This is a genomic window from Variovorax sp. LARHSF232, from assembly GCF_052871435.1.
Genome location: NZ_JBIXJS010000002.1, coordinates 171985 through 197371 on the forward strand (window position 1 = coordinate 171985; position 25387 = coordinate 197371).

The 25387-nt window shown below is 67.8% G+C and carries 27 protein-coding genes; 13 read left to right on the plus strand and 14 right to left on the minus strand.

Going from position 1 to position 25387, the window contains the following annotated elements; all coding sequences use genetic code 11:
• Window positions 1–63 precede the first annotated feature (63 nt).
• The 3 genes from ACIPRI_RS06250 (at window position 64) to ACIPRI_RS06260 (ending at window position 4230) form a co-directional block, all read left to right on the plus strand.
• Window positions 64–972, plus strand: coding sequence for a LysR substrate-binding domain-containing protein (locus ACIPRI_RS06250; RefSeq protein WP_446620554.1), 909 nt, complete (start codon window positions 64–66; stop codon window positions 970–972).
• Entirely contained in the window at window positions 969–1862 is an 894-nt protein-coding gene (locus ACIPRI_RS06255) for a DMT family transporter (RefSeq protein ID WP_446620555.1), read from the plus strand. The genes ACIPRI_RS06250 and ACIPRI_RS06255 overlap by 4 nt, the downstream gene beginning before the upstream one ends.
• A 145-nt stretch (window positions 1863–2007) precedes the next feature.
• On the plus strand, window positions 2008–4230 hold the full coding sequence (locus tag ACIPRI_RS06260) for a PQQ-dependent sugar dehydrogenase (RefSeq protein ID WP_446620556.1): 2223 nt from the start codon (window positions 2008–2010) through the stop codon (window positions 4228–4230).
• A gap of 8 nt (window positions 4231–4238) precedes the next feature.
• On the opposite strand, the gene ACIPRI_RS06265 is transcribed toward ACIPRI_RS06260, so the two are convergent.
• Window positions 4239–5213, minus strand: coding sequence for a Bug family tripartite tricarboxylate transporter substrate binding protein (locus ACIPRI_RS06265; protein WP_446620557.1), 975 nt, complete (start codon window positions 5211–5213; stop codon window positions 4239–4241).
• 13 nt (window positions 5214–5226) lie between these two features.
• Window positions 5227–6207, minus strand: a complete 981-nt coding sequence (locus ACIPRI_RS06270; RefSeq protein ID WP_446620558.1) for an amidohydrolase family protein — start codon at window positions 6205–6207, stop codon at window positions 5227–5229.
• A gap of 92 nt (window positions 6208–6299) precedes the next feature.
• On the opposite strand from ACIPRI_RS06270, the gene ACIPRI_RS06275 reads away from it, so the two are divergent.
• Together ACIPRI_RS06275 and ACIPRI_RS06280 are read left to right on the plus strand one after the other, a co-directional pair.
• A complete protein-coding gene (locus ACIPRI_RS06275; protein WP_446620559.1) occupies window positions 6300–7274 on the plus strand; it encodes a LysR substrate-binding domain-containing protein in 975 nt (324 codons plus the stop codon).
• A gap of 86 nt (window positions 7275–7360) precedes the next feature.
• Window positions 7361–8080: a 2OG-Fe(II) oxygenase gene (locus ACIPRI_RS06280; RefSeq protein WP_446620560.1), complete on the plus strand. Its 720-nt coding sequence runs from the start codon at window positions 7361–7363 to the stop codon at window positions 8078–8080.
• Here the strand turns inward: ACIPRI_RS06280 and ACIPRI_RS06285 are convergent.
• Window positions 8062–8787 carry a Crp/Fnr family transcriptional regulator gene (locus ACIPRI_RS06285; protein ID WP_446620561.1) on the minus strand — a complete coding sequence of 242 codons (726 nt, stop codon included), beginning with the start codon at window positions 8785–8787 and terminating at the stop codon, window positions 8062–8064. The two genes, ACIPRI_RS06280 and ACIPRI_RS06285, sit on opposite strands and share 19 nt — an antisense overlap.
• Window positions 8788–8941: 154 nt before the next feature.
• On the opposite strand from ACIPRI_RS06285, the gene ACIPRI_RS06290 reads away from it, so the two are divergent.
• A complete protein-coding gene (locus tag ACIPRI_RS06290) occupies window positions 8942–9385 on the plus strand; it encodes a hypothetical protein (protein WP_446620562.1) in 444 nt (147 codons plus the stop codon).
• 57 nt (window positions 9386–9442) lie between these two features.
• On the opposite strand, the gene ACIPRI_RS06295 is transcribed toward ACIPRI_RS06290, so the two are convergent.
• Window positions 9443–11527, minus strand: coding sequence for an acetoacetate--CoA ligase (locus ACIPRI_RS06295; RefSeq protein WP_446620563.1), 2085 nt, complete (start codon window positions 11525–11527; stop codon window positions 9443–9445).
• A gap of 9 nt (window positions 11528–11536) precedes the next feature.
• Window positions 11537–12844, minus strand: coding sequence for a hypothetical protein (locus ACIPRI_RS06300; protein WP_446620564.1), 1308 nt, complete (start codon window positions 12842–12844; stop codon window positions 11537–11539).
• 123 nt (window positions 12845–12967) lie between these two features.
• On the opposite strand from ACIPRI_RS06300, the gene ACIPRI_RS06305 reads away from it, so the two are divergent.
• The 6 genes from ACIPRI_RS06305 to phaP all read left to right on the plus strand — a co-directional run bounded on the left by ACIPRI_RS06305 (window position 12968) and on the right by phaP (window position 17503).
• Window positions 12968–13393, plus strand: a complete 426-nt coding sequence (locus ACIPRI_RS06305) for a hotdog fold thioesterase (protein ID WP_446620565.1) — start codon at window positions 12968–12970, stop codon at window positions 13391–13393.
• A 53-nt stretch (window positions 13394–13446) separates the two neighbouring features.
• Window positions 13447–14808, plus strand: coding sequence for a solute carrier family 23 protein (locus ACIPRI_RS06310; protein WP_446620566.1), 1362 nt, complete (start codon window positions 13447–13449; stop codon window positions 14806–14808).
• A 133-nt stretch (window positions 14809–14941) separates the two neighbouring features.
• A complete protein-coding gene (minC, locus tag ACIPRI_RS06315; protein WP_446620567.1) occupies window positions 14942–15709 on the plus strand; it encodes a septum site-determining protein MinC in 768 nt (255 codons plus the stop codon).
• A gap of 43 nt (window positions 15710–15752) precedes the next feature.
• Window positions 15753–16568 (plus strand): septum site-determining protein MinD, encoded by an 816-nt coding sequence (minD, locus tag ACIPRI_RS06320; protein WP_446620568.1) that lies wholly within the window; start codon window positions 15753–15755, stop codon window positions 16566–16568.
• A 5-nt stretch (window positions 16569–16573) separates the two neighbouring features.
• Complete coding sequence (gene minE, locus ACIPRI_RS06325) at window positions 16574–16846, plus strand: cell division topological specificity factor MinE (RefSeq protein ID WP_446620569.1); 273 nt, start codon at window positions 16574–16576, stop codon at window positions 16844–16846.
• Window positions 16847–16948: 102 nt separating this feature from the next.
• Window positions 16949–17503, plus strand: coding sequence for a TIGR01841 family phasin (gene phaP, locus ACIPRI_RS06330; RefSeq protein ID WP_446620570.1), 555 nt, complete (start codon window positions 16949–16951; stop codon window positions 17501–17503).
• Between the two features lie 48 nt (window positions 17504–17551).
• Here the strand turns inward: phaP and ACIPRI_RS06335 are convergent, their stop codons facing one another.
• From ACIPRI_RS06335 to ACIPRI_RS06350, 4 genes are read right to left on the minus strand one after another with little or no spacing between them, the layout of a single operon-like run.
• Window positions 17552–17890 carry a hypothetical protein gene (locus tag ACIPRI_RS06335; RefSeq protein ID WP_446620571.1) on the minus strand — a complete coding sequence of 113 codons (339 nt, stop codon included), beginning with the start codon at window positions 17888–17890 and terminating at the stop codon, window positions 17552–17554.
• A gap of 41 nt (window positions 17891–17931) precedes the next feature.
• Window positions 17932–20301 carry a fatty acid cis/trans isomerase gene (locus tag ACIPRI_RS06340; RefSeq protein WP_446620572.1) on the minus strand — a complete coding sequence of 790 codons (2370 nt, stop codon included), beginning with the start codon at window positions 20299–20301 and terminating at the stop codon, window positions 17932–17934.
• Between the two features lie 41 nt (window positions 20302–20342).
• Window positions 20343–20990: an FMN-dependent NADH-azoreductase gene (locus ACIPRI_RS06345; protein ID WP_446620573.1), complete on the minus strand. Its 648-nt coding sequence runs from the start codon at window positions 20988–20990 to the stop codon at window positions 20343–20345.
• Window positions 20991–21009: 19 nt separating this feature from the next.
• Entirely contained in the window at window positions 21010–21327 is a 318-nt protein-coding gene (locus ACIPRI_RS06350) for a DMT family transporter (RefSeq protein ID WP_446620574.1), read from the minus strand.
• A gap of 88 nt (window positions 21328–21415) precedes the next feature.
• Between ACIPRI_RS06350 and ACIPRI_RS06355 the strand changes: the two genes are divergently transcribed.
• Window positions 21416–21790 carry a winged helix-turn-helix transcriptional regulator gene (locus ACIPRI_RS06355; RefSeq protein WP_446620575.1) on the plus strand — a complete coding sequence of 125 codons (375 nt, stop codon included), beginning with the start codon at window positions 21416–21418 and terminating at the stop codon, window positions 21788–21790.
• On the opposite strand, the gene ACIPRI_RS06360 is transcribed toward ACIPRI_RS06355, so the two are convergent.
• Genes ACIPRI_RS06360 through ACIPRI_RS06380 form a run of 5 tightly spaced genes read right to left on the minus strand, consistent with a single transcriptional unit; the run spans window position 21787 to window position 25378 of the window.
• Window positions 21787–22356, minus strand: coding sequence for a cob(I)yrinic acid a,c-diamide adenosyltransferase (locus ACIPRI_RS06360; protein ID WP_446620576.1), 570 nt, complete (start codon window positions 22354–22356; stop codon window positions 21787–21789). The genes ACIPRI_RS06355 and ACIPRI_RS06360 overlap by 4 nt on opposite strands.
• 40 nt (window positions 22357–22396) lie before the next feature.
• Window positions 22397–22789 (minus strand): RidA family protein, encoded by a 393-nt coding sequence (locus tag ACIPRI_RS06365; protein WP_446621059.1) that lies wholly within the window; start codon window positions 22787–22789, stop codon window positions 22397–22399.
• A gap of 36 nt (window positions 22790–22825) precedes the next feature.
• Window positions 22826–23968, minus strand: coding sequence for an acyl-CoA dehydrogenase family protein (locus tag ACIPRI_RS06370; protein ID WP_446620577.1), 1143 nt, complete (start codon window positions 23966–23968; stop codon window positions 22826–22828).
• A gap of 1 nt (window position 23969) precedes the next feature.
• Window positions 23970–24848 carry an enoyl-CoA hydratase family protein gene (locus ACIPRI_RS06375; protein WP_446620578.1) on the minus strand — a complete coding sequence of 293 codons (879 nt, stop codon included), beginning with the start codon at window positions 24846–24848 and terminating at the stop codon, window positions 23970–23972.
• The gene (locus ACIPRI_RS06380; RefSeq protein ID WP_446620579.1) at window positions 24845–25378 is read right to left on the minus strand and encodes a MarR family winged helix-turn-helix transcriptional regulator; all 534 of its coding nucleotides are present in this window, start codon (window positions 25376–25378) and stop codon (window positions 24845–24847) included. The genes ACIPRI_RS06375 and ACIPRI_RS06380 overlap by 4 nt, the downstream gene beginning before the upstream one ends.
• Window positions 25379–25387 lie beyond the last annotated feature (9 nt).

The following is a 25387-nucleotide window of genomic DNA, read 5'->3' on the forward strand; positions in this document are numbered from 1 at the left end:
ATCATGTCTCGCCTTCTTCTCTCGAAGAAAGCGCAGGGCTATAGCCTGCAACCACGTCATACCATGCGCCGAAAGATTCCACCGCTGCAAACCCTTCTCTGTTTCGATGCCGCCGCCCGGCACGAGAGCTACACGCGGGCCGCGCAGGAGCTGGCGCTGACGCAAAGCGCGGTGTCGCGCCAGATCGGCGCGCTCGAATCCTTCCTGGGCGTACCGCTGTTTCGCCGCACCCGCCACGGCGTGGCGCTGACGGCCAGCGGCGCCGCCTACGCCCGCCAGATCGCGCGCCGGCTGGAGGCGATGGAACGCGACACGCTGGATGCGATGGCGCGCCAGGGCGAAGGCGGCTCGCTCTCGCTGGCGGCGGTGCCCACCTTCGCCACCCGCTGGCTGGTGCCGCGGCTGCCCGCCTTTGCACAGCTGCACCCCGACGTGGTGGTGCACATCGAGACGCGCACCCGTCCCTTCCTGTTTGCCGATGCGGAATTCGACGCGGCCCTCTACGCCGGCACGCCGGCGCAGGTGCAGAACTGGGCCGGCACGCACGCCCAGCTGCTGATGCACGAGGACGTGGTGCCCGTGTGCAGCCCGGCCCTGCTGCCGCGCGGCAAGCCGGTCGGCCCGGCGGTGGTGGCCAGGCTGCCGCTCCTGCAGCAGAGCACCCGCCCCGACGGCTGGCGCCAATGGTTCGACGCGCAGCAGGTCGACGCACCCAACGCGCGCGGCGGCCCGCGCTACGAGCTTTTCTCCATCCTGGCCGCGGCCGCCTCGCACGGCCTGGGCGTGGCGCTGATGCCGACCATGCTGGTGGCCGACGAACTGGCGCGCGGCGAACTGGTGGTGGCCTGCGCGCGGCCGCTTTCGGGCGAGCGCAACTACTACCTGGTGACGCCGGAACGCTCGGACGCGGCATTGCCGCTGCAGGTGTTTACGCAGTGGCTGCTGGGGATCGTTGAGGGCGACAAGGCATGAAGCCCGGCACCAACGGACGCGCCATTGCCACGATGGTGGGCGCCATGACCTGCTTCGTGCTCAACGACGCGTTGGTCAAGCACGTCAGCCAGGCCATGCCCTCGGCACAGCTCATCTTCTTGCGCGGCTTGATGGCCTCGGCACTCGTGCTGCTGGTCGCGCACCGGCTGGGCGCACTGCGCCGGGCGAGTGCCTTGCTGAATCCGCGCGTGGCGCTTCGCGGCGCGGTCGACGCCTGCGCGACCTTGATGTACCTGCTGTCGCTGTTCCAGTTGCCGATCGCCAATGCCACGGCCATCAACCTCGCCGCGCCCTTGTTCATGACGGTGTTCGCCGTGCTTTTTCTGGGCGAGCGCGCCAGCATGGCGCGCTGGGCCGCCTTGGTACTGGGCTTCGCGGGCGTGCTGTGCATCGTGCAGCCCAGCGGGGACGGCTTCAACGCGTGGACCCTTCTGTGCCTCCTTGGCACGCTGTTCCATGCCACGCGCGATCTCATGACGCGACGCATCGATCCGGGCATCCCGTCGATCATCATCACGCTGGCCACGGCGTTGGCCGTCACCCTGCTGTCGGGCTGCCTGGCCCTGGCGGGCGACTGGCAGGCGACGGCGCCGCGCGAGCTGGCCCTGCTGGGCGTCGCGGCAGGCTTCCTGGCAGCCGGCTACTTTCTGCTGGTGCAATGCATGCGCTCCGGCGACGTGTCGCTCTCGGCGCCCTTTCGCTACACGGCCGTGCTCGTCGCCGTGCTGCTGGGCTACGCGGTATGGCGCGAAGTCCCCAACGGCTGGGCCTGGCTGGGCATCGCGCTGCTGGTGGGGTCGGGCCTGTACATGCTGCACAGCGAGCGCGGCCGGGCCCGCGCGGCGGCCCTGGACGCGCAGCCGGAATGAGGCGGAGGCCATCTGCCGCCGAATGCAGCGGACACAAGCCGTAACGCTTTCAGGCGAAAAGCATACTTAAGTATGACCTTGAAGAGCATACTTTTGGCCGCCCATTGACTCCCGCCCAACGACTTCGGTCTCGATTGGAGCTGCCATGCTTTTCCTTCGTGATTTGCTCGCAACGATCGGCATGGCGCTGGTAGCCCAGCTGGCCCTCTGCCCGGCCGCGCATGCGACGAACCTGCCCCCGGGGTTTCAGGAAGTCATCTTTGCAAGCCAGCTGACGCAGCCCACGGCCGTCCGCTTTTCGCCGGACGGCCGCATCTTCGTGGCGGAGAAGCGCGGCGTCGTCAAATACTTCAACTCCTTGAACGACGCCAGCGCGAAGCAGCTCATCGACATCCGGACCAACGTGTACAACTTCTGGGACCGGGGTCTGCTGGGCCTGGCGCTTCATCCCAATTTCCCGTCTACGCCGTATCTGTATGTGCTCTACACCTACGACGGCAACATCGGGGGCGCCGCGCCGAAGTACGGAACGCCGAACACGGATTCCGACCCGTGCCCCAATCCGCCTGGCGCGACCGACCAGGGCTGCGTGGTCTCCGGACGGTTGAGTCGCTTCACCTTGGTTTCGGACGCCAACGGTTCGCTGACGATCGGCTCCGACGGAGAGCGGGTCATGATCGAGGACTGGTGCCAGCAATACCCCAGCCATTCGATCGGCAGCATCGTGTTCGGACATGACGGCAAGCTCTACGTGAGCGCCGGAGACGGGGCCAGCTTCACCTTCGTCGACCACGGACAGGAGGGCAATCCTTGCGGAGATCCCCCGCAAGAAGGCGGCTCCTTGCGAAGCCAGGATGTGCGCACGACGAGCGACCCGCTCGGACTCGATGGGTCCGTGCTGCGGATCGATCCGGAGACCGGTGCGCCTGCGGGCATCAATGGCAGCCCGATCATCGCGACGGGCCTGCGCAATCCGTTTCGCATCAACGTGCGCCCGGGCGCCAACAATGAAATCTGGATCGGCGATGTCGGCTGGGGCGAGTGGGAAGAAATCAACGTCATCGGCAACACGACCGACAGCGTGCTCAGGAATTTCGGCTGGCCCTGCTACGAAGGCGCCGGACGCCAAGCGGGTTACGAGGCAGCGAACCTGCCCATCTGCCAGGCGCTCTACGGCACGCCCGGCGCGGTGACGCCGCCCTACCATGCCTACTCGCATTCTGCGAGGGTGCTGCCCAACGATCCGTGTCCGACGGGATCGTCGGCGATCGCCGGGGTGGCCATCGAGTTCTATTCCGGCAGTGCCTATCCGGCCAAGTACAACGGCGCACTGTTCTTCGCGGACTACTCGCGCAGATGCATCTGGGCCATGCTGAACGGTTCCAACGGGTCGCCGAACCCGGCCAGCATCGAGAACTTTGCGGTAGACGCCGCGGGGCCGGTCGACCTGCAGATCGCGCCCAATGGCGAACTCTTCTATGCCGACCTCGACGCCGGAACGATCCGGCGCATTCAATACACGAGCGCCGCAAACCGCCCCCCGACGGCCTTCATCGTGGCGAACCCCACCTCGGGCGGGGCGCCGCTCACCGTCAATTTCAATGGTTCAGGGTCGAGCGATCCCGACGCGGGCGACGCATTGAGCTTCGCCTGGGACCTCGACGGCAACGGCGCCTTCGACAACGGCAGCGCCGCACAGGCGTCGTTCATCTACGGACAAGCGGGGACCTACACCGCCAGGCTGCGGGTGACCGATCCGCAGGGCGCTTCGGGCGACGCGAGCGTCGTCATCAACGTGGGAGGAAACTCGGCGCCGGCGGCCAGCATCGCCACACCGGCCGCTGGAACGAAATGGAAGGTGGGCGACTCGATCGCCTTCTCGGGCTCGGCGACCGATGCGCAGGACGGTCCGTTGCCCGCCTCGCAATTGTCCTGGGCGCTGGTGCTTTTCCATTGCGATGATCAGTCGAACTGCCATCAGCACCCCATCCAGACGTACCCCGGCGTTGCGGGAGGTACGTTTGCCGCGCCCGACCACGCCTTCCCGTCGTATCTGCAGTTGACGCTGACCGCCACCGACTCCGGCGGACTCACCAGCAGCCAGGCACTGCGTATCGATCCGCAGACGACCGTGCTGACGTTCCAGACCACGCCCAACGGGCTGCCCCTGGTTTTCGGGGCCGTGGCATCGACCACCTCCTTCAGTCGCACCGTGATCGTGGGTTCCCGCAACACCATCAGCGCGCCGGACGGGCAGAAGGGCTCGCAGTTGTATCGCTTCCAGAATTGGTCCGACAACGGCGCGCAGACGCACGAACTCGTCGCGCCTGCGGCCTCGACGACCTACGTCGCGCGGTATCGAAAGTAGGCGCGAACCTATTCGGCGGTGTAGCCGGATGCCTTGATCGGCCGCTCCCACAGCTTGAAGTCGGTGGCCTGGGTCTCGGCCAGTTGCTGAGCGCCCGCATAGTTGGCCGCGAGGCCCAGGTTGCGGATGCGTGCCTGCAGATCGGGCGCTTTCAGGGCTTCGCTCACGGCATCGGACAACTGCTTGACCTTGTCGCCCGGCACGTTGGCCGGGCCGTACAGGCCGATGAAGGCCTCGGTCGTGGCGTCGATGCCGGACTCCTTGAGGGTGGGCACATCGGGCAATGCGGCCGAGCGTGTCGGACCCGTGACCGCCAGGATGCGCAGCCGCCCGGCCCGGTGGTGTTCGATGGTTTCGGACGCGGTGTCCACCATGATCGGAATCTGGCCACCCAGCAGGTCCTGCACGGCGGGCGCGCCGCCCTTGTAAGCCACGTGGGTCAGCGGCACGGCCGCGGCCTGCGACAGCAGCACGCCTGCAAAATGCGGCACGGTGCCGGCACCGGAAGACCCGTAGTTGGCGCGCGTGGGGTTGGCCTTGAGCCAGGCCATGACGGCACGGATATCGCCAGCCGGTGCCGCGGGGCCGGCGGTCACAGCGAAGTCGAAGGTGGCCACGCGCGCGATCGGCGCGAAATCCTGGACAGGGTCGTAGCCCAAGTTCTTGTAAAGCCAGGGCGAGATCACCAGCGCGCCGCTGGGCGACAGCACCAGCGTGTTGCCATCCGCGGGCGCGCGCTTGATCTCACCCAGGACCAGGCGCCCGCCGGCGCCAGGCTTGTTCTCGACGACCACCCGACGATCCAGCAGCGGGCGCAGGCGCTCTGCCAGCAAGCGGGCCACGGTATCCACCGAACCGCCCGGCGCAAAACCGACCAGCAGCCTGACCGGGGGCTTGTCCTGAGCGGCGACGCCCATTGGCGCGAACGCGGCCGCCAGGGCGGCAGCGGTGACGAGGCGGTGAACGAAACGACGGTTCATCATGGGAATGCGCCTTTCAGAAGCCGAACACACGCACCGCATTGCCCGAGCGCACCGCGTCGCGCTGCTCGGCGGACAGCCGTTCGGTGTTGGCGAAGGCGCCACGCGTGTCGTGCACCTGGTGCGGCCAGTCGGTGCCGAACATGACGCGGTCGGCTCCTGCCACCGAGATCAGGAACTCGAGCGAAGCCGGGCTGTAGGAAATGCAGTCGTAGTAGATGTGGCGCAGGTAGTCGATGGGCTTGCGCTGCATCTTGCGCCGCTGTGGAAGCTCGACCTCGTCGCCCTTGGTGAAGCGGCCCGCCAGGTAGGGCAGCGCGCCCCCCGCGTGCGAGGCGATGATCTTCAGGTTGGGATGCCGGTCGAAGAAGCCGTCGAAGATCATGCGCGTGATCGCCAGCGTGGTGTCGAACATGAAACCGACCGACCAGCTCAGGTCGAACTGGGTCATGTCCATCAGGTCGACGCCGGGCGGGTCGGTCGGGTGCACCAGCACCGGCAACGCGCGGCGGTCGATCTCGGTCCAGATCGGCGCAAAGGCCGGATCGGTCAGGCTGCGGCCGGCGATGTTGGCCAGCACCATGACGCCACTGGCCCCGTTGTCGCAGGCGCGCTTGAGTTCGTCGAGCGCGCGCTGTGGGTATTCCCAAGGCAGCGATGCGAACCAGCGCAGCCGATCCGGGTGCGTCTTGCGGGCCTGGGCCAGCGAATCGTTGGATTCGCGCGCGGCCTCGCAGCTGGTTTCCTCGTCGCCCCAGAACACATTGGGGCAGGTCAGCGACATCACCGAGATGTCGATGCCGGCCTGATCCATGTGCTGGATGCGCAGGTCGTAGTCGAAATGGCCCTTCTGCGGGATGACCACCGGCGTGTTGCCACGGAATATCTCGTGCTGGCCGTCGGGCCGCGCCTGGATGTTGTAAAGACCGCCCCGGCGCTCGAGCAGCGCGAGCCAGGGCCGGGTGAAGATGTGGGTGTGGACGTCGATGACGGGCATGGGTTTGTCTCTCGTGTTCGGGTGCCGTTCACTGTAGCCAGCCGCCATAGGCGAATTGATCGAATTCTTGATGTTTGCATAATCAAATCCTTATGCAAGATCGACTGACCCAGATCGCCCTGGATACGCTGGACCGCATGCGCTCGCGCCTCAAGGCGCGGCACCTGAACCTGCTGGTGGCGCTGGACCAGTACGGTTCGCTGTCGCGGGTGGCCAAGGAATGGGGCGTGACCCAGCCCTACCTCACGCAATCTCTCACCGAGATCGAGGCCATGATGGGCACCGCGCTGTTCACACGGGCGCGTGGTGGCGTGACGCCGACGCCTGTCGGCCACATCGCGGTGTCGCGCGCGGCGCGTTTGCTGGCCGACCTGCAGGACTGGGCCAACGACATGGCCGCGACCCAACTGGGCTACAGCAAGCGGCTCAACATCGGCGTGATTCACTACCTGTCAGGCCAACTGCTGTGCGACACGCTGACGCGCACGCGCGAGCAGATCGGGCCTTTCGTGTTCTCGGTCGAAGAGGACACCAGCGCCCGCCTGCTGGCGGCGCTGCGTGAACATCGCCTCGAAGCGGTGGTCACGCGCGCCTGGGGCGCGGAGCAGGTGCGCGACCTGCACTGCGAGATCCTGTTCCACCAGCGGCCCGCGCTGGTGTGCCACCCCAAGACTGTGCGCCAGCTTGGCAAGCGCCCGCTGGACTGGCACGCGCTCGCCGGCATGGACTGGCTGCTGCCGCCGGCCGGCACCTCGCTCGGGGTCTCGGTGCTGGACATGTTCCTGCAGGTCGACGAACTGCCGCCGGTGCCGGCGATCGAGACCCACTCGCTCAAGATCGTCGGCCGCATGATCGAGCGCAACCCGTCCATGGTCGCCCTGGTGCCAGCCGACGTGGCGCACGATCTGTCGACCCGCGCCCAGGTCGCCAGCGTCGCCTGCGACCTGGACTGGCCGCTGCCTCCCGTGGCCCTCTATCGACGCCAGGGCGAGCCCGACTCGCCCACCATGGCCTCCTTTGTGCGCACGCTCAAGGCCCTGTGCAAAGAGCGCTTCGAGACCGGGTGAACCACCGGCCCGCCAGGGTTCCAGCCGATCGAAAACGATGTCCGGATCCGGCGTGCGGCCGCCGGAACGGCGCGCCACACTGGCCCATGCCTTCCACCACCATCGACGAACGCGTTGCCTCCCTCCCCTGGCCCGACATCGAAGCCGATCTCGCATCCCGCGGCTGCGCCGGCACCGGCGCGCTGTTCACGCCGTCCGAGTGCGCCGCACTCGCCGCCCTGTACGACCACGACGCGCCCTTTCGCAGCCGCGTCGTGATGCAGCGGCATGGCTTCGGCCAGGGCGAATACAAATACTTTGCCTACCCGCTGCCGCCCCTGGTTGCCAACTGGCGCGGCGCGCTGTACGAACGGCTGGCGCCACTGGCCAACGCCTGGGCGGCGGCCATGGGGCAGCCGGCCGACTACCCGCGCAAGCACGCCGACTACCTGAAACGCTGCCATGCGGCGGGCCAGTTGCGCCCGACCCCGCTCCTGCTGCGCTACGGCGAAGGCGACTACAACTGCCTGCACCAGGACCTCTATGGCGAGCTGCAGTTTCCGTTGCAGCTCACCGTGCTGCTGAGCCGCCCGGGCGATGATTTCAGCGGCGGCGAGTTCGTGCTGACCGAGCAGCGGCCGCGCATGCAGTCACGCGCCGAAGTGGTGCCGCTGGCCCAAGGCGAGGCGGTGATCTTTGCCGTCAACCAGCGGCCAGTGAGCGGCACGCGCGGTAGCTACCGCGTGACCATGCGCCACGGCGTGAGCCGCGTGCGCATGGGCAGGCGCCAGACGCTGGGCATCATCTTTCACGACGCGGCGGGTTGAGCCGGCGCGCCGCGCAGCTCGGACACCATGCGCGCCAGCTGATCCACGTCGTGCAGCAGCAGCGCCCGCCCCTCCTTGGCCAGCAGGCCGCGCGCCTGCAGGGCATTGAGCTCGCGCGTCACCTGCTCGCGGCTGGTGCTGATGCGGCTGGCCATGTCCGAGTGCGTGGGCGCGGGATCGAGGCGCGCCTTGTTGTCCTGGCAACCGGCCTCGCGCGCCAAGCGCAGCAGCTCGGCGTGCACGCGGTTCTGCACGCCCAGGGTGCTCAGCTCGATCACCCGCTCGGAAACCTCCCGCACCAGATGGCACAGGCCGCGCAGCACGCGTTCGTTGACCACCGGCTCCTCGCGCATCAGGGCCAGGAAGTCGGCCGCGCGCAGGCTCGCGACCACGCTGGGGCGCAAGGTGAGCACATCGGCCGAGCGCGGCTCGCCGTCGATGGCCGCCAGCTCGCCGAACTGGCCGCCGGCCCCCACTTCACGGAAGGTGAGCTGGCGCCCATTCAAGGCAAAGATGGTGACGCGCAGCTCGCCGGAGATGACGAAGTGCACGTCGCTTTCGCGCTCCGCGCGCTGCACCAGCAAGCGCCCCGCCGGCAGGGTGCGCCAGCGGCAGACCTGCGCCAGCGCCTCCAGGCGCGCGGGCGGCAACCCGTCGAGGAGCTGAACGCCCTGCAAGGCGAGGCTGGATCGAAGCTGCGACGACACGGCTTGGCCCCTTGACGCCGGGCGCGGCCGCTTGCGCCCAGGTCGCAAAAAAAGTGTGCGAAAGCGCACTGCCGGATCGCACCGCCAGGAGGACAGTGCATCCCGTGATGGCGCGATTTCCGCGGCCCACATTGGCAACAGGAGATTCTCGATCATGAACCGCAAGCAAGTTCTGGGCATTGCCGCGATGACGCTGTCGGCTTTCGCTTCCGCAGTGGTCTCGGCGCAAACCGTCCCGGCCGAACAATGGGTCGGCCCCCCCATCGCCTTCACCAGCAGCCAAAGCCGCGCCGAAGTGACGGCTGGTTACTTCGCATCGCCCTCCAGGGCGCCGCAGGAGCTGCGCGTGGGCCCGGCCGACGCCGGCCCCGGCGCCGTGGACCGCGCCACCGTGGCCGCCGACCGCAACCTGTGGCTGCGCGCCGGCCTGGGCGGCTATGGCGACAACGCCTACATGGAGCCCGGTTATGCCCAGCGTATGGCCGACTACACCCGCATGCGCAACGGGCCCGAGTTCATGGCCGAGCTGAGCCGCATCGAAAGTGCCAAGTCGCGCAGCACCGCGATGAACACCACCAGCCCGACCGCGGGGCAATGAGCCCCGAGGGAAAGCTGCCTTCAGCGCGGCCCGGTGCGTATCGGCACCGGCTGCGCTTCATGTCTTGACCGCAGCGGCCCGGCGCTGCGCCAGCTGGACGTACCAGTCGAGGCAGCCCGGATTGGCCATCGCCTCGCGGTTGACCACCCGTTCCAACGGCTGGCCCAGGAGCAGCTTCTTGATGGGCAGCTCCTGCTTCTTGCCCGACAGGGTGCGCGGAATCTCCGCCACCTGGAAGATGTCGTCGGGCACGAAGCGCGGCGACAGCTGGGTCTTGATGGCGTTGTTGATCTTCGCGCGCATCGCCTCGTCCAGCGCCACGCCGCCGCGCAGCACCACGAACAGCGGCATGTAGCTGGCGCGGCCCAGGTATTCCAGATCGACCACCATCGAATCGAGCACCTCGGGCAGTCCCTCGACGGCGCTGTAGATCTCGCTGGTGCCCATGCGCAGGCCCTGGCGATTGATGGTGGCGTCACTGCGGCCGTAGATGATGCAGCCGCCGTCCTTGCCCACCTTCAGCCAGTCGCCATGGCGCCAGACGCCGGGGTAGGCATCGAAGTAGCTCGACAGGTAGCGCGCGTTGCCCGTGTCGCCCCAGAAGTAGAGCGGCATGGAGGGAATGGGCCGGGTGCACACCAGCTCGCCGACCTCGCCGACCACCGGCTGGCCCTGCTCGTTCCAGGCTTCGACGCTGGCGCCCAGCAGCCGGCATTGCATCTGGCCGGGCACCTCGGGCAGCTCGCGGTTGCCGCCGATGAAGGCGCCGCAGAAGTCTGTTCCCCCGGAAATATTGCACCACCAGACATCAGCCCCCACGCTCGGCACTGGCGTGTCCTCGCTGCCCCCCGAGGGGGCGCTCGCTTGCTTGGGGCGGCCCGGCGCTGCGCTCGGACGCGCCGCTCGGACGAGTGCAGACCCCCAGCGCTGCACGTCCTCGGCCAGCGGCGAGCCGGTGCTGCCCAGCGCCCGCACGCGCGACAGGTCGCCGCAATCGGCGGCGCTGAGGCCGGCCTTCATGCAGTTGGAAAAATAGGCCGCGCCGGCGCCGAAGAAGGTGACGCCGTGCCGTGCCACGAAGCGCCACAGCACCGACCAGTCGGGCCGCTCCTTGCTGCCGGCCGGGTTGCCGTCGTACAGCACGATGGTGGTGCCCAGGGTCAGCCCCGACATCTGCGCGTTCCACATGACCCAGCCGGTGGAGCTGTACCAGTGAAAGCGCTCGCCGAAGTTGTTCGGCTTGTAGCTGGCGCCGAAGTCGTAGTGCAGCGCACAGGCGGACATGGTGAGCAGGATGCCGCCCTGGCCGTGCACGATCGGCTTGGGCAGGCCGGTGGTGCCGCTGGAATAGACGATCCAGATCGGATGATCGAAGGGCAGCCACTCGGGCTCGAAGCTGCGCACCGCGTCGTCGTCGCGCCGCACGGCCTCTTTGAAATCCACTGCGTTCGCCAGCGCCTGCGCCGCGAAGGGCGTGCCCAGCAGCACGAGCTGCTGCACGCTGGGCAGGCCCGCGCGCAGTTCCTGCACCACGCCGCTGCGGTCCAGCGGCTTGCCGCCGTAGTGCACGCCGTCCACGGCAATCAGGAGCTTGGGCTCGATCTGGCGGAAGCGGTCGAGCACGGCGGCGGTGCCCATGTCAGGCGCGCACACGCTCCACACCGCGCCGATGCTGGAGCAGGCCAGGAAGGCGATCATGGTCTCGGGCACGTTGGGCATATAGGCCGCGACCCGGTCGCCGCGCCCAACGCCCAGCGCACGCAGGCGCAGCGCCAACGCCGCCACCTGGCGCGCGAGCTCGGGCCAGGAGAGTTCGCGCACCTGGCCCAGCTCGTTGTCGCTGATGATGGCCGGCAGGCCTGCGGCATGGGCCGCATCCACGTGGCGCAGCACCTCGCGCGCGTAGTTCACCTGGGCGCCGGGGAACCAGCTGGCGCCCGGCATGCGGGCATCGGCCAGAACCGCGCTGTGCGGCGTGGGCGAGTGCATGCCCATGTAGTCCCAGATGCTCTGCCAGAAGGCATCGAGATCGCTGACCGACCAGCGCCACAGCGCGTCGTAGGTGTCGAACGCCAGGCCGCGCGTGTCGCGCAGCCAGTCCTGGTAGAGGCGGATCTGGGGAATGTTCGCGGTGGGGCTCATCCACCAAGCCTAACGCCGCGGCTTCGCCGGCGCCGCCGGGGATTCTCCGGGTGGCTTGGCGGGCTCCTCTTCCAGCAGACGCTCGACCTGCCCGCCGACGCGCGCGCCGATGGCTGTGCCCACGCCTGGCAATACCGCGGTGCCGACGGCGGCGCCGGCCAGGGCCCCGCCAGTCATCGCCAGCCGGGGCTCCTCGACGGTGCCCGACATCTTGAGCGGAATGCCCACCACGCCGTCCACCAGGTCGACGGCGAACTCGCCCTCGAGTTGTTGGCGAAACACGCGCACGTTGCCGCTGGCGCTGAGCAGACCGGAGCGCGCCGCCAGCGCGGTGTAGCGAAACTGGACGCCGTTGCCGGTGTTCTGCGTATCCAGCACGCCGCTGAGCTCGTCCAGCACGGTCTGGCCGCGGTCGTTGGCGCCGGCGCTGCGCACCACCTTCACCAGGTCGAAGCGCGTCAGGCGCGCTGGCCTCAGCAGAAAGTGCGTGTTGGTGTGCAGGCTGCGCACCAGGCTGACGGGCGTGTCGCCTTCGGCGCTCAGGGTGGTGTTGCCGTTGGCACGGCCGGCCACCACGCTGTGGCGCTTGAAGACGGCCAGCAGGGCCTCCACGTCGACGTCCTTCGGCTCCAGCTGGGCCGTGACCCGCTGGCGCCCGGCCGGCCCGCGCGCCAGCTGGGCTTGCCCGTTCAGGCTGCCGCCGGGCACGTCGATCAGCACGCGCCAGCGATCCTCTGCGCCTTCGCGCTTGATGCGCAGCTGTGTCGGCGGGTGGCTGCCGGAGCGGGCGATGCGGACATCACTGGGCAAGCCATCCGAGTCCAGGGCCATCGTGCCTTCGTAGTCGAGCTCGATGCCGCGCCGATTGATCCACGTCAGGTCGCGAAAGCGCAGCTGCAGGCCGCCCGGCGGCCAGTAGCCGGCATGGTCCGCATCGTCCTGGTCGCGGCCGTTGTCGCGAAACTGGCGCAGCGAGACATGCGGCACCACGGCGCCGTCCAGTTGCACTTCCTGCAGCCGGGGCTGGCGGCGCAGCACCGAGGACCAGGAGGCCTGCATGCGGATGCGGCGCGCGACGATGGGGCTGGCCTGGCGCGTGATGGCGTTCTCGATCACCAGGGTGGGCTGGGGCCACAGCGACCAGCGCACGTGCGCCAGGTCGACCTGGACACCGGTGCGGTCTCGAAACTCGTCCGTGATGCGCACAGCCACCTCCTCCTGCGAAGGCAGCCAATTCCAGGCCAGCCCCAGCAAGACGATCAGGCCCGCGGTCAGCAGGCCGGCCAGCGCCAAAAGCATGCGTCGTGCGTGCGACATGCAAGGAGCTTAGGCCTGCCTTAGCCTGCGTCGCTGTAGGCCTTGGCGCCGCTCTTGCGACGGTGGTCGTGGCTATAGTCTCGCCGCCCCTTTTCCCCCCAAATTCCCTGGAGCCTTCCCATCATGTCCATCTGGCTGAAACCGATTTCCCTCGACCTCCTGGCGCAAAGCGGCGTGGACACCGCCGTCGCCCACCTGGGCATCGAGTTCACCGAAATCGGCGACGACTACCTGCGTGGCCGCGTGCCGGTTGACAGCCGCACCGTCCAGCCCTACCGCCTGCTGCATGGCGGCGTGTCGGTGGTGCTGGCCGAGACCCCGGGTTCCAGCGGTGCGTACTTCAGTTCGCCGGAAGGCCATCGCTGCGTGGGCCTGGACATCAACGCCAACCACCTGCGCGGCGCGACCAGCGGCTGGGTCACCGGCACGGCGCGGCCGGTGCATCGCGGCAAGACCACCCAGGTGTGGCAGATTGACCTCACCAACGAGGCTGGCGAGCTCACTTGCGTGTCGCGTTTGACGATGGCGATGCTGCTGCCACGAAAATAGCCGCGCCCGCTGGGCTTCGATTCCTACACAACCGACAAGAAAAGGACAGGAAGATGAACGACTCGCGCCTCTTTGACTGGGATCTGGTGAAGCCCGCGACGGGCCAGGTGGTGGCCCCCACCGAGCGCCTGCCCTGGCCGCAAACCACGGTGCTGGGCGTGCAGCACGTGATCGCCATGTTCGGCGCCACCGTGCTGGCGCCGCTCCTGATGGGCTTCGATCCCAACCTGGCGATCCTGATGAGCGGCATCGGCACCCTCATCTTCTTCGTCGTGACCGGCGGCCGCGTGCCCAGCTACCTGGGGTCCAGCTTTGCCTTCATCGGCGTGGTGATCGCCGCCACCGGCTATGCCGGCAAGGGGCCCAATGCCAACCTGGGCGTGGCGCTGGGCGGCATCATTGCCTGTGGCGCGCTGTACGCGATCATCGGCGCCATCGTGGCGGCCACCAACCGGCAGCAGCACCGCGTGTCGCAACCGATGGCCGGGGTGGAGGTGGACGAGATCGAGGAAGGCGCGGCCACCCACTGGATCGAGCGGCTGATGCCGCCGGTGGTCACCGGCGCGGTGGTGGCAGTGATCGGCCTGAACCTGGCGCAGGTGCCGATCAAGAACATGGCGCCCACCGGCTTCGACACCTGGATGCAGCTCGTCACTTTCGTATCGGTCGGTCTGGTGGCGGTGTACACGCGCGGCATGGTGCAGCGCCTTCTGATCCTGGTGGGCCTGATCGTGGCCAGCGTCGTCTACGCGGTGCTCACCAACGGCCTGGGGCTGGGCAAGCCGATCGATGTGTCGGCCATCGTCGCGGCGCCCTGGTTCGGCCTGCCGAATTTCGTGGCGCCGGTGTTCAAGACCGACGCCATGCTGCTCATCGCCCCAGTGGCGGTGATCCTGGTGGCCGAGAACCTGGGCCACCTGAAGGCGGTGGGCGCCATGACCGGCACCGACATGAACCCCTACATAGGCCGCGCCTTCATCGGCGACGGCCTGGCCACCATGGTCAGCGGCGCGGCCGGCGGCACCGGCGTCACCACGTATGCCGAGAACATCGGCGTGATGGCGGCCAGCAAGATCTACTCCACCGCCATGTTCGTGGTGGCGGCCTTGATCGCCATCGTGCTGGGCTGCAGCCCCAAGTTCGGCGCCGTGATCCAGGCCATTCCGCTGGCGGTGATGGGCGGCGTGAGCATCGTGGTGTTCGGCCTGATCGCCATGGCCGGCGCCAAGATCTGGGTCGACAACCGGGTCGACTTCAGCGACAACTCGAACTTGATCGTGGCGGCCGTCACCCTGATCCTGGGCACCGGCGACTTCACCCTCAAGTTCGGCGGGCTGGCGCTGTCGGGCATCGGCACCGCCACCTTCGGCGCCATCCTGCTGTATGCCCTGTTGGGCCACCGCCGTTCCGCATAGCGAACTCACGGGGCGGCCGCCCGATGCAACAACATGCAAAAGGCGGCCGCTGGAGCGCCGGATGTGGCGTGAGCGCGCCAATCAGGCCACGTACCGCCGTTAGACTCGGACGCTTTTCGTACCTACGTTTGACATGGCAGATGCTTCCGCCGCGCGCACCCGAGCAGTTTTCGAGTTCAAGAGCGCGACGCTGCCGCTGATCGCGGTGATTCTCAAGACCGCCGACCTCGACCTCCTGGCCGAGGCGCTGGATGCCCAGTTGGCCGACTCGCCCGACTTCTTCGAGCAGGAGCCGGTGGTGATCGACCTCTCGCAGCTGGAAGAAGAAGCCAACGGCGACGAGCAGAGCGCGCCGGCCGGGCTGGACTTCGATCGCCTGCGACAGCTGCTGGCGCGCCACCAGACGCAGCCCATCGCGGTGCGCGGCGGCAGCGAGGCGCAGAACGCGGCCGCGCGCGCCGCCGGCCTGTCGATTGCCGCCATGCCGGTGGCGCCGCCCCCGCCACGATCTGCGGCCCCGGCGCCCAGCCCGGCACCGCAGATCGTGCGCGAGCTGCCGGTGCCGGCCAGCGGCACCCTCGTCATCGACCGGCCGCTGCGCTCGGGCCAGCAGATCTATGCCCGCGGCGGCGACGTGATCGTGCTGGACATCGTGAATTTCGGCGCCGAGGTGATCGCCGACGGCCACGTGCATGTGTACGCGCCACTGCGCGGCAAGGCGATTGCCGGGGCGCGGGGCAACACCGAGGCGCGCATCTTCAGCACCTGCATGGAAGCGCAGCTGGTGGCCATTGCCGGCATCTACCGCACCTCGGAAGTGGCGCTGCCCGCCGACGTACACGGCAAGCCCGCACAGGTCTGGCTCGACGACCAAAAACTCGTGTTCGAGCCGATCGCTTGAACACTCATGTATCCAACCGAATCAACAAAGAGGACTTAGACGAATGGCCAAGATTGTGGTGGTGACCTCGGGCAAGGGCGGCGTCGGCAAGACGACGTCGAGCGCGAGCTTCGCTTCGGGCCTGGCGCTGGCCGGCAAGAAAACGGCGGTGATCGACTTCGACGTCGGCCTGCGCAACCTGGACCTCATCATGGGCTGCGAGCGGCGCGTGGTGTATGACCTCATCAACGTGATCCAGGGCGAGGCCAACCTGAAGCAGGCCCTGATCAAGGACAAGCAGTGCGACAACCTGTTCGTGCTGGCCGCCTCGCAGACGCGCGACAAGGAGGCGCTGACGGAAGATGGCGTCGAGAAAATCCTCAAGGACCTGGCCGATCAGGACTTCGACTACATCGTGTGCGACTCGCCGGCCGGCATCGAGACCGGCGCCATGATGGCCATGCATTTCGCCGACGAGGCGCTGATCGTGACCAACCCCGAAGTCTCGTCGGTGCGCGACTCGGACCGCATCCTGGGCATGCTCAGCAGCAAGACCAAGCGGGCCAAGGAAGGCGGCGACCCGATCAAGGAGCACCTGCTCATCACTCGCTACAACCCGAACCGGGTGGCCGGCGGGCAGATGCTGTCGCTGGAGGACATCCAGGACATCCTGCGCATCAAGCTGATCGGCGTGATTCCCGAGTCGGAATCGGTGCTGCAGGCCTCCAACCAGGGCATCCCGGCGATCCACGACAAGGACACCGACGTGGCGCAGGCCTACCGCGACGTGGTGGACCGCTTCCTGGGCGACGACAAGCCCATGCGCTTTGTCGATGCGCAGAAGCCCAGCCTCTTCAAGCGCTTCTTCGGCGGGAGGTAAGAGGCATGTCCTTTCTCTCTTTCCTGCTCGGCGAGAAGAAGAAGACGGCCAGCGTGGCCAAGGAGCGGCTGCAGATCATCCTGGCGCACGAGCGCTCGGGCCTGCACACGCGCCGCCCCGACTACCTGGCCGACTTGCAGCGCGAACTGTTGGCGGTGATCACCAAGTACGTGTCGATCAAGTCCGAGGACATCAAGGTGCACCTGGAAAAGCAGGATGACCTGGAAGTGCTCGAGGTCAAGATCGAACTGCCGGAAGGCATGCCGGCGCGGCCTTAGAAAAATCTGCTCTTGTCCGCCACGCGGGCGTTCACGAAACGCTCTCGGAGGCGTATCGTTGCGTCCGCCTACCTTTCAACCACAAAGCAAAGGGGACATGCAATGGCAACGAGCACCAAGACGAGCGCGCGCAAGCGCGCACCGGCGGCCAAGAAGCGCAGCGCGGCTGGCGCAACCGCCAGCAAGAGCAGCGCCGGCAGCAGCACAGCACGCACCGCCAACCCGGTGGAGGACATGCAAAAGGCCTTTACCCAGCCGCTCAAGGACGTGGGCGCGCGCCTGCAGAACCTCAACCTTTCGGGCGCAGCCAGCACCATCGCCTCCAGCGGCCGCAAGGACCTGGAGGCGCTGATCAAGGCCAACCAGAAGTCCTACCAGGGGCTGCAGTCCGTGGTGAAGCGCCAGACCGAGATGCTGCGCGATTCGATCACCGCCTGGCAGGGCACGGTGAAGTCGCTGCCCGGCGGCGATCCGAAGGAAGGCATCGCCAAGCTCGACAAGATGGGCCGCGACGCCTTCAAGCAGGCACTGGACGACATCCGCGAGCTGGCCGACATGGCGGCCAAATCGCAAGCCGAGGCCTTCGAGATCGTGCGCGAGCGCATCGCCACCAACGTCGACGACGTCAAGAAGCTGCTGAAGCAGGGCGGGAAGTAGTCGGTCGGCCGCGGCGCAGCCGCGCCGCGCCAGGAAGAAGGGCCGCCGTCAGGGCGCTTCGGACTGCGGGCCCTTGGCCGGCGGACCCGAGCGCGCCGGCCCCAGGCCCAGCTTGCGGCCCAGCGAATCGCCCAGGTTGCGCACCGGCCGGCTGGCCGCTTCCGATCCCTTGTTGATGCCGCGGCGGGTGGCGGCGTCGGCGTTCGCCACGCCGCGCCCGGCGGAGTTTTCGGCGCGCTGGATGCTGTCGCCGACCTTGCCGTAGCGAGGGGCCGCCTGTTGGCCAGATGATGAGTTCTGCTGTGCCATGGCAGCGCCGCCCAGTGTCAACGACAGGAGCAGCGCGCAGGCAAGGCGCGGGAGACGGGTGGATTGGGTCGTCGTCATTGGAGAGTCGTCTCGATGGATGTGGCCTGCACCCATCTTAGCTAGCGGTTCTCCAGCCGGTTGTAGTCCAGGATCCCGGCGGCCAGTGGCTGCTCGCGTGCGTAGGCCGTGTGCAGCGCATCGCTGAAAGCCCAGAAGCCGGGATCGGTGCGACGCACCGCGAAGCGCTCGGAAAAGGCGGCGTAGTCGGTCTCCGAGGCGAGGCGGCCCAGCGCCTCGGTGAAGGCCGGCAGCTCGCGCGCCTGCACCCGGTAGAAGGCATTGGGGTAGCTGCCCAGCACGCCCGGCACCACCGTCAGCGTGTTCTCGTCCGGGCGCAGCTGCGCCTTCTCGCGCAGGAAGTAAGAGATCGAGTTGTGGCCGGTGTCGCGCAGCAGGCTGAACCAGCGGGTGGGCTGGCCCGGTGCTTCGACCGCCAGCACGCTGCTCTCGTTGGCCCACGACAGCGAGGCGCCGCGCACGGCGGCCAGGCGCTGAAGCTGGCCACGCAGCGCCGCATCGCGCTCGTGCTGCAGGCCCGGGAACTGCGCGCCGGCCAGCGGTGCCATGCGCCGCTGCAAGAGGCCCAGCAGTTCGGTCTTGGCATCGGCCGTGCGGTAGCGGATGCTGGTGTCTGCATCCAGCCGGGCCGGGCCGCCGTAGACCTGCTGGCGCGTACTCTCGCTGTCGCCGCGATACCAGCCGTCGCGCACCGTCTCGCGCTGCGCCTGCGGCAGGAAGATCAGAAAATTGAACTCGCCTTCCATGCGCATGAAGTCCATGTACAGGCGCGAATTGAGCTGGTGGCCGACATTGCCGTAGACGTCGTAGAGCGCCACCAGCAGGTAGTGGATGCGCTCCAGCAGCGGGTAGCCGATCACCCAGGCGGTTTTCGGCGGCTGCTCGCCCACCAGGCCCTTGACCACCGTCGCGCTGTCGAAGTGGCGCAGCACCGTGAGCGCCGCGTTCGGATTGCGCCCCTCGCCATCCCAGAGCATGGACAGATCCAACTTCGCGCCGGCATTGACGCCGCGCGCCAGCGCCTGGGACTTGGTTTCCAGATAGGCCTTCTCCCGCTCGGCATAGCGCAGCCAGGGGGCCAGCACGCCGACGTTGCTGCTTCCGGTGGGCAGGCGCAGCATGTCGGACTCGCCGGCCAGCAGGCTCGCCAAGGCCTCGTCGTTGGCGTTGGAGGGGTCCTGGAAGAAGACCCAGAAACGGTCGTCGATCACGTCCAGCGCCATCTGGCCACGGCACACGGGGCCCTTGATGAAACCCATGATGGTGAACTCGGCCTCGTCCAGCATGAAGGCATAGCGCGCGGCCACCGGCAGCTGCTGGAAGGTCTTGAAGGGATTGGCGGCGGCCTCGGCGCTGTAGCCGGGCAGCCGGTCCACCGTGTAGGCCGGCGCCAGGAACAGCGAACGCCAGCGCGCCATGCGTGCCGCGCTCAGCGAATAGGGCATGTGCGTCTTGGCGACGATGCTCTCGCGCTCGGGCACCAGGCGGTAGTACACGCGGGCCACGCCGGGGTCGTCCACCGGTCGGCGTGCCGCGATCTCGGCCACCGGCTGGCCGGGCGGCGTGCTGGAGCGCAGCAGCTTGAAGTAGCGGCGCTCCTTGCTGTCGTCGTCGTCGAAATACAGGTGCGCGAGGAACAGGTGCTCGTAGGCGTAGCGCGCAAAGAGCTGCTCCTTGCGCGAATCGCCGTTGAATAAGCGTTCCCATTGCACCACCCGCTGCAGCGCCAGGGCCGAGGGCGGGCGCTCTGCCTCCGCGGGTGCACCCTGCTCGAGCCAGCGGCTCAGCGTCTGGTGCTCTGCGCCGGGCAGGCCCGGCAAGCCAAAGGGCATGCCGCCTTGGGGATTGCGCTTCTCGTATTCATCGATCTGCGGGCCGGCCGGGCAGGTCTGGGCGCGGTCGATGTTGGAGACATCCAGATCGGCCGGCGCCGTGCCGCCGGCAGGCAAGGGGTGTTGCTGCTTCAGTGCCAGCAGCCGGTGCATCAGGCCGGCGGTGCGGTTGGCCTCGGGCGTCTGCGCGGCCTGCTCATTGAGCATCGGGAAGAAATCCTTGTCGCGCCATTGCGAGGCCTTGTCCGCATCCACATAGAGGCGCGACGGCTCGGCCGACAGCAGCCGGGCGGCGTCGTACACCCGCATCTTGCTGGCGCCACGGGCGATGCCCTCCCAACTGGTGGTCTTGAGCTGGCAGGGCGCGTCGTAGCAGGCATGGCAAACCACGCAGCGCTTGTCCAGGATGGGCTGGATGGTCTGGGTATAGGAGACGTCGTTGGCCGCCGGCGGCCGGGGCTCGTCAAAGCGCGTCGGCTGCGCCGGACCGAAGAGCGTGTCGAACTGGCCGCGGGTGCCGATGGCGGCACAGGCAGTCAGTACGAGAAGGAGGACGATGAGCAGGGGCAGGCGGCGCATGGGGGGCGAGTGTGGCATGCGCCGCCGCCGCTGCGGCTGCTTCACAACCGCAGTGCCACGTCCCTGGCCTTGCGGACCCCGGCCTGCCGGATTTGCGCGAGCAATTGAACGTCGGTCAAGGTCGGCGCCACCGCGATCTCGTCCACCACTTGGACGCCGATGAAGCGCAACCATTGGCGCATGAAAGGCTTCTGGAAATCCTCGTACGCAGCGCTCGATGCCGTCGGGTGCTGCTGCTGCGAGAAGTCGCCCGCGCTGGAGTAGACCAATGCGGCGCGTTTGCCGGGCAGCAGGGGCTGGTAGCCCTCGGCCCGCGACCAGGACCAGTTCTGCCCGGGCAAGGTCACGATGTCGATGTAGTGCTTCAATCGATAAGGGATCCCGTAGTTCCACATCGGCAGGCTGAAGACATAGCGCTCCGCCGCATTGAAGGCCTGCGAGATCGCCACGGCACGCGCCCACTGGGCCTTCTGCTCCTCGGTCGCTGACTGGGTGCGCAGCACGGCGAACTTGGCGGCGATCATGGTGGCGTCGAAGGCGGGCAGGTCCAGATCCCAGACGTTCACCGTCTCGACCACATGGTCGGGGTGGCGCTCCCGGTAGGCGGCCACCACTTCGTTGGCGGTGGACGTGGAATGCGAGGCCTCGCCGCCGGGCGACGCGATGACGTGAAGAAGTTGGGTGCTCATGTTTTCTTTGCGCCCCGCTTCAAGCCTCGACCAGGCGCAGACCCACCACGCCGGCGATCACCAGGCCCATGCACAGCAGGCGCGCGGGCGAGGCGCTGTCGCCATGGACCAGCATGCCGAGCAGCGCCACGCCGACCGCGCCGATGCCGGTCCAGACCGCATAGGCGGTGCCGGCGGGCAGCGCCTTCATGGCGTGCGTCAGCAGAAAGATCGAGGCCAGGGCAGCCAGGACGCCGATCGCGCTGGGCAGCGGCCGGCTCCAGCCGTCGGCCGCCTTCAGCGCAACCGCCATCACGATTTCGACAACCCCCGCGGCCAGCAGGATCAACCAGGCCATGTACAGCTCCTTTTTCGTTGAGATGGTCGGAGTCTGTGGCTACACTTCCCGCTAGACAAGTACGCACCTTTTGGTGCCTATCATCAAGATGAATCGCAAGTCTTCACGTGGAGATGTCTACAGCGCAGGCTGCCCCTCGCGGGTAGCGCTGGAGCTGATCGGCAGCAAATGGGCCTTGCTGATCGTGCCCTTGCTGGATGCGGGCCCGGTGCGCAATGGCGAGTTCATGCGCAGGATCGAAGGCATCTCGCAGAAGATGCTGACGCAAACGCTGCGCGAACTGCAGCGCAACGGCCTTGTGGAGCGCATCGACTACCAGACCGTGCCGCCGCACGTCGAATACCAGCTCACCGCGCTCGGCCGATCGCTCAGCAAGACGCTGGTGGTGGTGGATCAGTGGGCGGAGGCCAATACGCCCAAGCTGGTGGCGGCGCAGCAGGCCTTCGACGAGGCTGCGGACTAGTCGCCCTGCTGCTGGCGCGCCAGCCGCTCGCTCTTCCAATACACGTCGTCGCCGCCGTCCACGCGGTTGAGCACGCGGGCCAGCACGAACATCAGGTCGCTGAGGCGGTTGAGGTACTGGCGGGGCGTGGGGTTCAGGCTTTCGGCGGCGCCCAGCGACACCACGGCGCGTTCGGCGCGACGCGCCACGGTGCGGCACACGTGGGCCTGCGAGGCGGCGCGGGTGCCGGCCGGCAAGATGAACTCGGCCAGGCGCGGCAACGCGGCGTTGTGCTCGGCCAGGGCGTTGTCCAGCTGCAGCAACGCCTCTTCCTTCAGCAGGGTGTAGCCCGGCATCGAGAGTTCGCCGCCCAGGTTGAACAGTTGGTGCTGCACTTCCACCAGCAGCTCTCGCACCGCCTCGGGCATGGGCTCGCACAGCAGCACGCCGATGTTCGAGTTGAGCTCGTCCACATCGCCCATGGCCTGCACCCGCAGGTGGTCCTTGGGAACCCGCGTGTTGTTGCCCAGGCCGGTGGTGCCGTCGTCGCCGGTGCGGGTGGCGATCTGTGTCAGTCGGTTGCCCATCTCGATTCCTTTTGTCGATGGACCGATTGTGCTCGGGGCTTCAGTCCGGGATGACCGCAGTGGCTTCGATCTCGACCTTGGCCCGGTCCTCGATCAGCGCCTTCACTTCCACGGCCGTCATGGCCGCGTTGTAGCTGCCGATGATTTCGCGAAAGGCCTGGCCCACTTCCCGCCCGGCCGCGAGGTACTCGCGCTTGTCGGTCACATACCAGGTCATGCGCACGATGTGCTCGGGCTTGCCGCCGGCTTCACGCAGCACGTCGACGATGTTCTGCAGCGCCAGGCGCGTCTGCTGCGCAAAGTCATCGCTGTGGAACACGCCTTGGGCGTCCCAGCCGATCATGCCGGCGATGAACACCTGCGTGCCGCGCGCGGCCACGCCATTGGCGTAGCCCTTGGGGCGCGGCCAGCCTTCGGGAAGAAGCACTTGCAACATTGAAAGGTCTCCTGCTTTCTTGTGATGGTTGGGTCAGGCCGCGTGGGCCTTCAGCATTTCGCGGGCGATGATGAGTTGCTGCACTTCGCTGGCGCCTTCGTAGATGCGCAGCGCGCGGATCTCGCGATACAGGCGCTCCACCGTCTGCTCGCTCACCACGCCCAGGCCGCCGAACATCTGCACGGCCGCGTCGATCACCTGCTGCGCGCCTTCGGTGGCGGCCAGCTTGGCCATGGCGGCTTCGCGCGTCACGCTCTTGCCCTGGTCGCGCTGCCAGGCGGCGCGATACACCAGCAGGGCCGAGGAATCGATGCTGAGCGCCATCTGTGCCAGCTTGGCCTGCGTCAGCTGGAAATCGGCCAGCGTCTGGTTGAACATCTTGCGCGTGGTGGCACGCTCCATGGCGGCGTCGAGCGCGCAGCGCGCGAAGCCCAGCGATGCGGCAGCCACCGAGGTGCGGAACACGTCGAGCGTGCGCATCGCCACCTTGAAGCCCTCGCCCGCCGCGCCGATGCGCTGCGTCAAGGGAATGCGGCAGTTGGTGAAGCGAAGACGCGCCAGCGGATGCGGCGCGATCACGTGGATGCGCTCGGCAATCTCGAAGCCGGGCGTGCCAGCCTCCACGATGAAGGCCGAGATGCCGCGTGCACCTGGTGCCTCGCCGCTGCGGGCGAAGACCACGTAGAAGTCGGCAATGCCGCCGTTGGAAATCCAGGTCTTCTCGCCGTCGAGCACGACCTCGTTACCCTCGACCCGCGCGCTGCACGCCATGGCCGCCACGTCGGAGCCGGCCTCCGGTTCGGACAAGGCGAAGGCGCTGATGGCTTCGCCGCGTGCCACGCGCGTGAGGTAGTGCTCTTTCTGCTCGGGCGTGCCGGCCAGACTGATGGCGCCGGAGCCCAGGCCCTGCATCGCAAAGGCGAAATCGGCCAGGCCGGAATGGCGCGCCAAGGTCTCGCGGATGAGGCAGATGGCGCGGGTGTCGATGTGGTCGCCCACCGCGTGCTTCAGCCAGCCGCCCTGCCCCAGCGCGCGCACCAGCGACTTGCATTGCGCATCGACGTCGGGGCCGTGTGCGTGCGGGACGTTCTCGTGGGCCCAGGCGTCGAGTTCGCGCGCCAGGGTACGGTGGCGCTCCTCGAAGAAGGGCCAGTCCAGGTATTGGGTGTCGCTCATTTCAGTTGCCCTCGAAGCTTGGCTTCTGCTTCGCCACGAAGGCGTGATAGGCGCGCGAGAAGTCCTCGGTCAGCATGCAGATGGCCTGCGCCTGCGCTTCGGCCTCGATGGCCTGCTCGATGGTCATCGCCCATTCCTGATGCAGCATGGTCTTGGTGATGCCATTGGCAAAGGTGGGGCCCTGCGCCAGGTCGGCGGCCCAGGCCTGCGCCTCGCTCAGCAGCGCTTCGGGCGCGACCACGCGGTTGTAGAAGCCCCAGCGCTCGCCCTCTTCGCCGGTGAAGGCACGGCCGGTGTAGAGCAGCTCGCTGGCGCGGCCCTGGCCGATGATGCGCGGCAGGATGGCGCAGGCACCCATGTCGCAGCCGGCCAGGCCGACGCGATTGAAGAGAAAGGCGGTCTTGCTGCGCGCGGTGCCCACGCGCAGGTCCGAGGCCATGGCCATGATGGCGCCGGCGCCGGCGCACACGCCGTCCACCGCCGCGATGATGGGCTGCGAACAGGCGCGCATGGCTTTCACCAGGTCGCCCGTCATGCGGGTGAAGGCCAGCAGCTCGGGGGCCTTCAGGCGCACCAGCGGGCCGATGATTTCGTGCACGTCGCCACCGGAACAGAAGTTGTCACCGGCGCCGTGGATCACGATGGCGTGGATGTCGGTGGCGTACTTGAGTTGGCCGGCGAAGAAATCGCGCAACTCGGCATACGAATCGAAAGTCAGCGGGTTCTTGCGCTCGGGCCGGTTCAGGGTGATGGTCGCCACGCTGTCCTGCACGGCCAGCGCGAAGTGCCTGGGCTGGTAGCCGGCGACGGCCTTGAAGTTGCCGGCCGCGAGCTGCGGGTCCACGCGCGGCGTCGTGCTCGTTTCGTTGCTGTTGCTCATGCCTTGTCCTGCGAAGCCTGGTCTTGTTGCAAGAGGCGAACGCGCAGCTCGCCCAGGTGTGCGTGAACCTGATGCACGGATTTCTCGTCCATGCTGGAAAAGAGCTCGAGGATCCATTGCTCGTGCTCTGCGGCCATGGTCTCGAACAGGCGCCGGCCCTTGGGCGTGAGGCGCACGATCCAGGCACGGCGGTCGGTGGGGCTGCTTTCGCGCGCCACCAGGCCTTCGCGCGCCAGCTCGTCGGTGAGGCCGGTGATGTTGCCGCCGGTCACCATCAGGTACTTGGACAGCGCGCGCATCTTCATGCCGTCCTTGTGGCGGTACAGCTGCGCCATGTAGTCGAAGCGCGCCAGCGAGATGTCGAACTGCTCGCGCAGACGGCGCCGGATCTCGGCCTCGATCTGGGTGGTGGTGGCCAGCATGCGCAGCCACAGCTTCAGCGCGGCATGGTCGCCGCTGTGGGCGCGGCCTTCGTGGCCCAGCTCCTGGGCTTCGCTCAAGAGTTCGTGCGATGGATCGTTCTGTTTCACTGCTTGTTC